The sequence below is a fragment of the Microcystis viridis FACHB-1342 genome, from assembly GCF_014698335.1.
Taxonomy (GTDB): Bacteria; Cyanobacteriota; Cyanobacteriia; order Cyanobacteriales; family Microcystaceae; genus Microcystis; species Microcystis ichthyoblabe_A.
In genome coordinates this window covers 1-10,524 of the sequence record NZ_JACJSV010000105.1, presented here as the reverse complement: position 1 = coordinate 10,524, position 10,524 = coordinate 1, and the positions used below count along the sequence as shown (strand labels likewise).

Here is a 10,524-nt window from a genome sequence, read left to right as displayed (position 1 = left end):
TCTGATAAGTTTTGATAATCCATAATTTTGCTAATAAACATAGCAAAATTATAGATGATTTCCTGACCTAAGATCACATTTTATTCTTTTTTCCACTTCAATCTAAGAATTGAGAAAAAAGCAAAACCTTATATTATACCATAAAAAAATTATGCAAGAGGTCTATTAACGCAAAAATTAACAGGACTGCGGTGGTGGGAATGTTCAATCCCAGAGATGTTCTTGAGTTGGTCAATAATAGTCTCGACAATAGAACGCTTACGGGATAAAAGCTGGTCATGAAGGCGGATTAAGCGATTTTTCAGGTTCCGTTTGGGTTTAGCAAAAAACTCAATATCCGTCGTCGACAGGACAGAAAAGAGCTTCTCGACTAGACATAGATGGGTTGGGGGTGCTGAGTTTATATATTTTTCAGCTTACTAGCCCCCGCCTTTTCTTTCCACCCTTATCCCGAACTGACGTTATGGTTATATTCTCCGACCTTATAGATCAAATTAGCTACGAGTCCTGTCCAACCTGTTTGATGGCTTGCTCCCAGTCCTTGACCGGTATCTCCGTGAAAATATTCGTAGAACAGTATTAAATCCTGTCCATCAGGGGTTTTGAAAAGCTCGCGAAGTTTTGAGTTATCTCCATAAACTGGTCGTTTCCCTGACTCATCAGGCAGGAAAATACGGATTAAGCGTTTGGATATTTCTACCGCTACTTGTTCAAGAGTATTTCTTCCACGTTCTCCAGTGGGAAACTCCACTTTAAACTCATCTCCTAGACAGTCATGAATGTAATCATGAAACTTATAAAGCGAATCAATGATTAGAAAATTCACAGGAAACCATATTGGACCGCGCCAATTAGAATTACCTGTATGTACAGGAGAGTTACCTGCTTCTCCCGGTTCGTAGAGAATTCTGGAAGGTAAAACACTGCCATACATATCTTTCATGAAGCAAGGAATCGAGTAAGGCGAACCAAACTCAGAATTAGGATCGTGAACTTTTGAAAGACTGCGAATACCATAGTCGCTCAAAAACTCCTGTTTATCCAGTAGCTTTTTGACGATTAATTGCAACTTATCAAAGTCAACAATTGACAAATACATTTCTAGGTTATTATTATGATTGTGCTTGTCTGCGATGTAGAAACTTTCATATTTTCCTCTCAAGTAATCAAAGTCGGTTCCTGGCAAGAACAATTGGGACAATGAATTAGGGTTAGAGAACTTAGATTGAAAAGCATCGATTATCTGGTTTTGACATTCCTGACTGTCGGATTCAAAAATATCAATCGCACATAGGGGAATTAAACCGACTAATGAACGACACTTCAAGGGAAACTCTAGGGTCAAATTTTCCTGAACAATACTGAGAATATCGTAATAGAATTCATCCTTCTGATCCCACAAATGCGTTCTATTTTTTTCAGTAATATCATTGATAGCATTGGCGATATTCAGGAATTCTTTGAGGAACTTGGTTGCAGCTTCTATCTCTTCGCTAGATGGGTCTTGACTTCCTAACTCTATGGCAATTCTCAGCATATTTAAGGAGAACATAGCCATCCAGCTTGTTCCATCTGCTTGTTCAATTTTTACATCATCAGTTTTAAAGTGACTGCGATTTATGAGACTGATATTATCTAGTCCTAAAAAGCCTCCACTAAAAAGATTCTTTTCGGGTATTTTTTGAACTTCTAACCACCAATTAAAGTTACTATTCAGCTTGTGAAATATTTTTCTTAGGAAATCTTTGTCCGAAAAACCATACATATCTTGCTCAATTTGATAAACTTGCCAAGCTCCCCAAGCGTGAACAGGTGGATTACCTTCACTAAAGTTCCATTCAAAAGATGGTAACTGTCCATTAGGATGGATATACCCTTCTTCCAAAAATAGGCATAATTGTTCTTTAGCAAAATCTGGGTCTATTAAAGCAAAAGTAACAGCATGAAAAGCTGAATCCCAGACAGCATACTGGGGATATTCCCATTTATCTGGCATAGAAATTATGTCTTCATTATGTAGATGAGTCCATTTGGAGTTAAATTTTCTAGTGTCGGATTGTGCTTTATCTGGTAGGCTATCTGAGGGGTATATTTTATGCCACTTTCTGTCTTGATATGACCAATCTCCTTTGAGCCAATCTTGAACTATATAGTAATAAAATTGCTTGTTCCATAGCATTCCTGCAAATGCCTGTCGTTGAACTTGTCGTTCCTCATCTGAAATTGGAAAATCTGAAGGAGTAATAGCTTGATAAAATGCGTCAGTTTCTTCTTTGCGCTTGTCAAAAACCTTCTCAAAATCACTTCCAAAAGGATTAGCATCAGGTAGTTGATCTGGCGCAATATCTGTCAAGCGCAACCATATCACTTGAGGTTTATCAGCATCAGCTTCAATAGTCAGATTATAGTGAGCGGCGGCTTTTGTCCCTTTCTGTTCAGGGTTGACTTTATCTAGCTCTTGATTAACGACATAATTGTTGATTCCGTCCTTAACATATTTACTCGCATTAGGAGTATGGAAAATGCGTTCGTTGTTAGTTTCATTTTCAGTAAATAACAGAGGAGTATCTCCTTGACAATAGAGATAATAATCACCTAACTCGCTATGATGGGCTTTAATAGTAGCTACATTATTGGCAACTTTCTGCAAACTTGGTTTTTGTTTTTCCCTTTCTGCATCTCCCAACCAAGACCAAGTGTTACGAAACCAGAGAGTAGGTAAAATATGTAGTGGATGAGCTTCAGAGCCTCGATTCCCAACAGTAATTTTAATTAAAATATCTTCAGGAGTCTTCTTGGCATATTCAATAACAACATCAAAGTAACTATTATTGTCAAAGCAACCTGTATCAATTAGCTCATATTCAGGGTGTTCTTCTCCTCTATACTTAGCATTTCTTCGTTTTTGATTCTCTTCAACGAGATCATCATAAGGAAATTCATAAGGATACTTATACAATGCCTTCATATAAGAATGAGTGGGGTTATTATCTAGATAAAAGTAATATTCCTTGACATCTTCTCCATGATTTCCTTCGCTTCCTGTTAGTCCAAAAAATCGCTCTTTAAGAATAGTATCTTTACTATTCCAAAGAGAAATAGCAAAACAAAGATGCTGACGCTCATCAGAAATTCCCAATATTCCATCTTCTCCCCAACGATAAGCACGAGAACGGGCATGATCATGAGTAAAATAGTTCCAAGCATTACCATCCTGACTATAATCTTCTCGGACAGTGGACTATTGGCGATCGCTTAAATAGGGACCCCATTTTTTCCAAGGGATATTTTGTTCACGGACTTCTTGCAAGCGTTTGTATTCTTCAGTTTGCTTCCGAGCTTCTGCGAAGGAATTATCTTTTTGGGTATCTTGAGTTGTCAACATGACTTTTCTCCTTTATCTTCATTTTTTGTCCTGTACTTAGCTTTTTGCAGTCCTTAGATTTTTTGTCCTGTACTTAGGTACTTGGTATGGTGGACTTGTTGAACCAAGAATCCCTCCCATGAGCGCTTCGGGGAGCGTCAAATCACCAACTGCCTTTAAATCCCGAAGCTCCAGTCACCAGAACCTTTTTCCCAGACCACTGGTCTCCTAATAGTTGGGGGATAGGCGTTCCTTGCATGGCTATAACCTCCTTTTCTCTGAAAAAGTGCCTTATGAGGTTCTGACTTGATTCTATCGAGAAGCCAACTAAGTATAACTACTTAAGTAAAAAAACTTAATATAAATTGGGTTGGGGATAGGCCGAAACTCTGCTGCTATCCCAGCCAGTCAACCTGATTTTTTGGTGGAATTCATGGCAAAATCTTCTTAGCCTCAACTAACTTTAATCAAGCCCAACAATTTCTCCCTTACCGGCAATCACTTCGCCGATTTGGTAGGCATTAATCCCAGAGGATTGTAGTTGATTAATAGTCAATTGCGCCAGATCTGATGGGACAATGATCACAAAACCGATACCCATATTGAAAGTATTAAACATGGCTTCGGGATTAACCGAACCCATCTGGGCTAACCAGTGAAAAATTGGCAAAACTGGCCAACTTTCGCGGTAAATCCGCACAGACTGCCCTTTACCCAAGCAGCGGGGCAAATTTTCCGGGATGCCACCCCCAGTAATGTGGGCCATGGCGTGAATATCTAACCCAGAGCGTAGCAGTTCTAGCACAGGTTTAACATAAAGTCTAGTGGGAGTTAACAAAACTTCACCTAAGCTAGAGCCGGCTAAAATTGCGGGGCAATCTTGCCAATTTAAGCCCTGGGTGTCGATAATCTTACGAACAAGACTAAAACCGTTACTGTGAACCCCACTACTGCCTAAACCGATAGCCACATCGCCGATTTGCACCTTACTGCCGTCGAGTAATTGACTTTTTTCGACAATACCGACGCAAAAACCCGCCAAATCGTACTCTCCCGCCGAATAAAACCCCGGCATCTCCGCCGTTTCCCCTCCCAAAAGAGTACAACCACTATCACGACAGGCACTAGCGATTCCCGATACCACCGCCGCTAACTGTGACGCTTCCAGTTTACCAGTGGCGAGATAATCCAAGAAAAATAAAGGTTCGGCCCCGGAGGTTAGGACATCGTTGACGCACATGGCCACCAGGTCAATTCCCACCGTATCATGGCAATTGAGACTATGGGCAATTTTCAGCTTGGTTCCCACACCATCAGTTCCCGATACTAACACCGGTTGCTGATAACCAGAAGGTAACTGAAAATAGCCGCCAAAACCGCCTAAACCGCCGATAACTTCGGGACGGAAGGTACTTTCCACATTTTGGCGAATTTTCTCGACGAAAGCGCGTCCCGCTTCCACATCCACGCCTGCTTCTTTATAATCCATGCCCAATTGACCGATTGTATCTCTCAAATTTTACCCGGATTTCAGTCCTATGGGAATTATGAGTTATAAATTATGAATTATGGTTCTTCGGTTTGTCTTATGCAACGGACAGGGTTATAAGGAATGAAACTCTTACAGAGAAAGGCATTTGGCAATTTAGGCATTAGGCAATAAGCAAAGGAGAATAAATAATCAGTTTTTAATAACCAGATTTAGTAAGTAGTCGTGCAAAATTAATTTCCTAGTGAAGATAGGCAAGAGGCAAGAGCGGGGTTAGATATGTGTAATTAATTTTGCTTAGGTACTTAGCAGGATTTCCTAGGGATTTTTACTGATCAGAGAAAGGTTATAACTGGTCGTAAAGTGAAAGAGATAACTATTTTGGTTATCGTCATTTCAGATAAGTCTGATACAATCTAGACTGGTTGAATCCTTATGAACTCTGGCATTGATATTCTCAATCTGAATTGAAATGACTATATCTAGATCACCGACGGTCAAAATTCCCTTGACTGAATCGGGGATGCGCGGAGATTGTAACAAAAATTATCGATTTCTTGACAAAAAACACCGATCATGCTATCAACTGAACCTAAAATCAGCAATTCTGGACAAAAATATTTAGCCTATCAAGATTGTCTATCCCCGAATCAAACCCTGTTACCCCTGACAGCCAAGGTTAATAACCGCGATTGTCTAGAAATCGGTGGTTGCGATGTGACCACCCTAGTGGAACGTTTCGGTTCACCCTTGTATATTATCGATGAAGTCACCCTCCGCACTGCCTGTGGTCAATACCTGCAAGGTTTCCAGACACATTATCCCGGAGAATCTAGGGTAATTTATGCCTCGAAAGCGTGGAATTGCCTGGCCGTATCGGCCGTGGTCGCTAGTGAAGGATTAGGTTTTGATGTGGTGTCGGCCGGAGAAATTCACACGGTGTTAACCGCTTTAGACCAGATCAATAAAACCGCTGTGCCAATATACTTTCATGGTAATAACAAATCGATCGCCGAATTAGAATACGCGATCGAGCATAACTGCATTATTATCGTTGATAACTGGCTAGAGTTAGAAAATCTGGTTAAATTAGGCGAAAATCGTCCTGATACCCCTATTCCGGTTCTATTGCGGTTAACCCCCGGTATCGAGTGCCACACCCACGAATACATTCGCACGGGTCACTTAGACAGTAAATTTGGTTTTGACCCCCATCAAATCGAAGCAGTATTTGACTATGTTTTAGCTCATCCGCAGCTGAATTGTCTGGGTTTACACGCTCACATCGGTTCCCAGATTTTTGAACGTCAACCCCACCAAGACTTAGCCGCTGTGCTGGCAGATTGGTTTAAATTAGGTTTAGAACGGGGTTTACCCCTAGAGCAATTAAACGTCGGTGGTGGTTTAGGGATTCGCTACCTTGAAAGTGATGACCCCCCAAGTATCGAGGAATGGGTACAAGCGGTGTCCTTAGCAGTGGCCAAAGCTTGTCAGGAAAGAGGTATCGCTTATCCGCTGCTTATTGCCGAACCGGGACGCTCTCTGATTGCCACCGCTTGCGTAACAGCCTATACAGTGGGTAATCGCAAAGAAATCCCCGAAATCCGCACCTATATCGCCGTCGATGGCGGAATGTCCGATAATCCCCGACCGATTACCTATCAATCGGTTTACCGGGCCGTGGTCGCCAATAAAATGAGTCAAGAATGTCAGGAAGTGGTGACAATAGCTGGAAAACATTGTGAATCTGGCGATATTCTAATTAAGGATATTGCGCTACCGAAAACCAACCCAGGGGATATTTTAGTGGTTTTAGCCACGGGGGCCTATAACTACAGTATGGCTTCTAATTACAACCGCTTACCCCGTCCGGCGGCGGTAATTGTCCAAAATGGAGAAGCTAATCTGATCCTTGAACGGGAAAATCTGGCGGATTTGCTGCGTCAAGACCGCTTACCCAATCGACTCTCCTTAATATAAACCTCATCGCTATTGTCCCCCCATGTCGGGTTTTTTTCTAGACCCTCGCCGGTTATTGTCCTGGATTCTCAGCCATGGTCTGTCATTCCTAGACTTTGGGTTAGTTCTCCTCCTTACCTATATGCTGCTGCTAATTATCGGCGAGCGGCGTACCTTTTGGATGGTGCGAGGACTAATCTATTTAATGCTGGCCTCGGTGATTAGCGATGCTCTAGGATTGCGCTTGCTGGGGTTAGTCCTAGAAAAATTGATTTTGGGGGCAGCTGTGGCGATCGCTGTGATTTTTCAGTCGGAATTCCGCCGTTTTTTAGAATTATTGGGCAAAGGTCAAGTGTGGGAGTTATTTCAGAAAAGTTCCCCCACTCCCAAGACCGATAATGTCATTGATGAGTTAGTGGACGCGGTGAAGGATCTATCTCAAAATCGCACCGGTGCGCTGATGGTATTAGAAACCAGTGGCAATCTCGATACCAAGGTGTTTGTCAATCCGGGGGTGACGCTCAATGGCCAAGTATCTAAGGAATTAATTCAAACTATTTTTCAAACTAAAACTTTACTGCACGATGGAGCCGTATTTATTCGGGGCGATCGAGTGGTGGCCGCTGGTGTTATTCTACCCCTATCGGAGCGCAGTACCTCTAGGCAATTAGGCACCCGTCATCGGGCAGCCATGGGTATTACCGAAAGGATAGATAATTGTATCTGTATTGTGGTTTCTGAGGAAACCGGCTCGATTTCCCTCGCGTCCGGAGGTAATTTGGATCGGCCTTTAACCAGTAGTAAACTAAAAGAGCTGCTCGAAGCGAAGTTTTCTCCGTCGGGAGAGGGGGAAGTGGTCGCACCGAGTTGGGGACGTTTAGGGCGTACAATTGGCTTAAAAGGTCGTCTAATCTTAGAAAAATTCTCCCGTTCGCCCAGCGCAACCCCGAAAGATAGAAAATGACTGTTAAACCGAGCTTATCACCAGAATTACCTACGGATTTAGATAAAAACCGTTTGCCTCAGCACGTCGCAGTGATTATGGATGGGAACGGTCGTTGGGCGAAAAATCGTGGTTTACCCCGGATTATGGGCCATCAACGGGGAGTAGATGCACTCAAGGACTTGCTGCGCTGTTGTCGTGACTGGGGGATTCCCGCTTTAACTGCTTATGCTTTTTCGACGGAAAATTGGGGTCGTCCCCTCGAGGAAGTAGAATTTTTAATGACTCTATTCGAGCGGGTTTTACGGCGGGAATTGGAGGAAATGATGCAGGAAAATGTTAAAATTCGCTTTATTGGTAATTTATCAGCCTTGCCAGAGTCTTTAAGACGGGAAATTGCTAAATCTCAAGCAGAAACTAGCAAAAATTCCGGTATTCAATTTACGGTGGCTACTAATTATGGCGGCCGAGAGGAAATCGTGCAAGCTTGTCAGGCGATCGCTCGTCAGGTGCAACGGGGTTTAGTCTCCCCGGAAGCGATCGATGAATCTCTCTTTGAACAGTATCTTTATACTGCCGGGATTCCTAACCCAGACCTGTTGATTCGCAGTAGTGGGGAAATGCGAATTAGTAATTTTTTACTCTGGCAAATGGCCTACGCGGAAATCTACGTTACTGACACCCTCTGGCCCGATTTCGATCGAGTGCAATTTCACCACGCTTTAAAAGATTATCAGGGTCGTCATCGTCGTTTTGGCAAATTATAAGGGCTACAGCCCAAATTTAGCGAAATAGCCCCTGTGGGGCAGTTAAAGGACAATTTTTGATTTTTCACTTTTTATCTTAAACTTCCTGGGGCAACGGTTAAACCGCGACGGGGGCCGTTTGTGATCCTCTCCATTTCCCCAATACGGTAATCCGTAAATCGGCCAGAGCTAGACTTTTTCCCCGGCTAAAATAAAATAGGATGGAAAATAACTATCGACGATAAGCAGTTTTAAGATTATGGGATTCTTTGACTCAGAAGTGGTTCAACAGGAAGCTAGACAGCTATTTGAGGATTACCAGTCCCTCACACAACTGGGCAGCGAGTACGGGAAATTCGATCGAGAGGGTAAAATCATCTTTATCGATAGGATGGAGGAGTTAATGGAACGCTACAAGATATTTATGAAGCGTTTCGAGTTATCTGAAGATTTTTCCGCCCAAATGACCGTAGAACAGCTAAAAACCCAATTAGGTCAATTTGGCATGACTCCGCAAATGATGTTCGACCAAATGCAGCAAACCCTTGAGCGGATGAAGGCAGAAATTCGCTAAAATTGCCGATATTTATCGGGTATTGGCTGTCTTTTGCCCGATAATGCTCTCTCCAGTTTACTGCTGAGAAATTTGGGGTTTCTGCGGTTTGCGGTTTTTTGAGAACGATGATCTAATAATTTTAAGTAGGTTAGCTGATGAACTCTAGGCCAGATTCACAAGAAAATATTGAGCCACCTCAGTATAGTGAAAAAACTAACCGCATTCAGGCAATCAGTCAACTGATTAAGGCGATCACCCCGTTAATTTGGGCTATAGTTGTTCTAGTGGTTATCGTGCCTCTTTTAGGGAAAATTTGGCTAGGAACTGCCAGCAATGAACCGTTAAAAACTAAGGTTGCTACAGAAACTAACCTAGAGATTCCCATCACTATACCCCAAAAATCTAACAGTAAAATCGATCGAGAAATTAGCCAAGCTTTACAGACAGCGAGAGCCAATTCTCAAAACTTCGCCCTAGGAGAAATTGAGGGATGGGTGGAGGAGTTGATGACACGAGTAGATCAGGGTTTTTTGCCTTGGTATTTTAACTATTTCAATCAAAAACAATTTGAGGGTAAGGCCTTTTTAAGCGGATTATACTCCTCGATCGCTCACTGGGTCAATACAGATAATCCACCCTCGGAACAGGTGGTGGCAGAAAATTTGACCAAAACTATTCAAACCGAGTTTACTAAACGGGTAATTCGTCCCCAAGAAGCACAATTACGTCTAGAGAGAATTACTAGGGATGCTGTTAATTTATATGTCAATAATTTAAGCAATGAATTAGAGAATATTCAGGCCAGTTATCAAATTCCCCAAGGTAAATGGGACCGTTATCTTAGCGATATAGCCATAACAATTCAAGATACCGAGGGCAATATTTCTAACACATCAATTAAACTTTTAGTCGGTGGTGCCACTGCTTTGGGAGTTAAATCTCTCATCCCAGTGGTGAAAGTGGGCAGCACAGTTTATTTGTCCCTAGCGGGAAAAACCGGGGCGAAAATTGCCACTAAAACGGGTGGAGCAGTAGCGAGTAGTTTTGGCGCAGAATTAATCGATCCAATCGTGGGAATTGGTTTGATAGTTTGGGATTTATGGGACTATCAGCACACGGTAAACATTGAAAAACCGATTCTGCGGGATGCCATTTTTAATTATTTACAAGAAGTCAAATATGATCTAGTCAATAATCATCAAGGTAGCGTCCTTTCATCCATTTATCAAATTGAAACCAGTGTCAATAAATCCCTAGGCAGAACCTAAATAAAATCATCTAAGTAGGTAGGCGTTAAAAATTATCATATATCCCCCTTATCAAGGGGGGATTAAGGGGGGATCGAACCTAAAATCCATTTTTAATTTATACTTTAGACGTTCATAATCTGAGATTTATTAAACTTCTGAAATCGTAGAGTCAGCAAGGAATCCAGTTCTTTTTTATGTTTCAGATGGGCATCATTCA

General features: G+C 42.0%; 8 protein-coding genes and 1 pseudogene. 5 read left to right on the top strand and 4 right to left on the bottom strand.

Features of this window, described 5'->3' with window-relative positions:
• Positions 1-149: 149 nt before the first annotated feature.
• The 4 genes and pseudogenes from H6G40_RS21775 to purM form a co-directional block, all read right to left on the bottom strand.
• A pseudogene (locus H6G40_RS21775) lies at positions 150-335 on the bottom strand (transposase); the annotation flags it as partial.
• Between the two features lie 110 nt (positions 336-445).
• Positions 446-3,139, bottom strand: a complete 2,694-nt coding sequence (locus tag H6G40_RS21770; protein WP_242028824.1) for an MGH1-like glycoside hydrolase domain-containing protein — start codon at positions 3,137-3,139, stop codon at positions 446-448.
• Positions 3,140-3,241: 102 nt separating this feature from the next.
• On the bottom strand, positions 3,242-3,385 hold the full coding sequence (locus H6G40_RS23545; protein ID WP_242028823.1) for a hypothetical protein: 144 nt from the start codon (positions 3,383-3,385) through the stop codon (positions 3,242-3,244).
• 442 nt (positions 3,386-3,827) lie between these two features.
• Complete coding sequence (gene purM, locus H6G40_RS21765; RefSeq protein WP_069475095.1) at positions 3,828-4,853, bottom strand: phosphoribosylformylglycinamidine cyclo-ligase; 1,026 nt, start codon at positions 4,851-4,853, stop codon at positions 3,828-3,830.
• Between the two features lie 576 nt (positions 4,854-5,429).
• Between purM and lysA the strand changes: the two genes are divergently transcribed.
• The 5 genes from lysA to H6G40_RS21740 all read left to right on the top strand — a co-directional run bounded on the left by lysA (position 5,430) and on the right by H6G40_RS21740 (position 10,325).
• A complete protein-coding gene (lysA, locus tag H6G40_RS21760) occupies positions 5,430-6,833 on the top strand; it encodes a diaminopimelate decarboxylase (RefSeq protein ID WP_002735363.1) in 1,404 nt (467 codons plus the stop codon).
• 22 nt (positions 6,834-6,855) lie between these two features.
• The gene (gene cdaA, locus H6G40_RS21755) at positions 6,856-7,776 is read left to right on the top strand and encodes a diadenylate cyclase CdaA (RefSeq protein WP_036400954.1); all 921 of its coding nucleotides are present in this window, start codon (positions 6,856-6,858) and stop codon (positions 7,774-7,776) included.
• Positions 7,773-8,522, top strand: coding sequence for a polyprenyl diphosphate synthase (gene uppS / locus H6G40_RS21750; protein ID WP_069475096.1), 750 nt, complete (start codon positions 7,773-7,775; stop codon positions 8,520-8,522). Before cdaA ends, uppS begins: the two co-directional genes overlap by 4 nt.
• 238 nt (positions 8,523-8,760) lie before the next feature.
• Positions 8,761-9,075 carry a DUF1825 family protein gene (locus H6G40_RS21745; RefSeq protein ID WP_002738222.1) on the top strand — a complete coding sequence of 105 codons (315 nt, stop codon included), beginning with the start codon at positions 8,761-8,763 and terminating at the stop codon, positions 9,073-9,075.
• A 137-nt stretch (positions 9,076-9,212) separates the two neighbouring features.
• The gene (locus H6G40_RS21740) at positions 9,213-10,325 is read left to right on the top strand and encodes a hypothetical protein (RefSeq protein WP_002776369.1); all 1,113 of its coding nucleotides are present in this window, start codon (positions 9,213-9,215) and stop codon (positions 10,323-10,325) included.
• Positions 10,326-10,524 lie beyond the last annotated feature (199 nt).

Bases quoted from the DNA above. Each gene is read 5' to 3' on its own strand.
- H6G40_RS23545 (WP_242028823.1), bottom strand. From the start codon at position 3,385: ATGTTGACAACTCAAGATACCCAAAAAGATAATTCCTTCGCAGAAGCT.
- purM (WP_069475095.1), bottom strand. From the start codon at position 4,853: ATGGATTATAAAGAAGCAGGCGTGGATGTGGAAGCGGGACGCGCTTTC.
- lysA (WP_002735363.1), top strand. From the start codon at position 5,430: ATGCTATCAACTGAACCTAAAATCAGCAATTCTGGACAAAAATATTTA.
- cdaA (WP_036400954.1), top strand. From the start codon at position 6,856: ATGTCGGGTTTTTTTCTAGACCCTCGCCGGTTATTGTCCTGGATTCTC.
- uppS (WP_069475096.1), top strand. From the start codon at position 7,773: ATGACTGTTAAACCGAGCTTATCACCAGAATTACCTACGGATTTAGAT.
- H6G40_RS21745 (WP_002738222.1), top strand. From the start codon at position 8,761: ATGGGATTCTTTGACTCAGAAGTGGTTCAACAGGAAGCTAGACAGCTA.
- H6G40_RS21740 (WP_002776369.1), top strand. From the start codon at position 9,213: ATGAACTCTAGGCCAGATTCACAAGAAAATATTGAGCCACCTCAGTAT.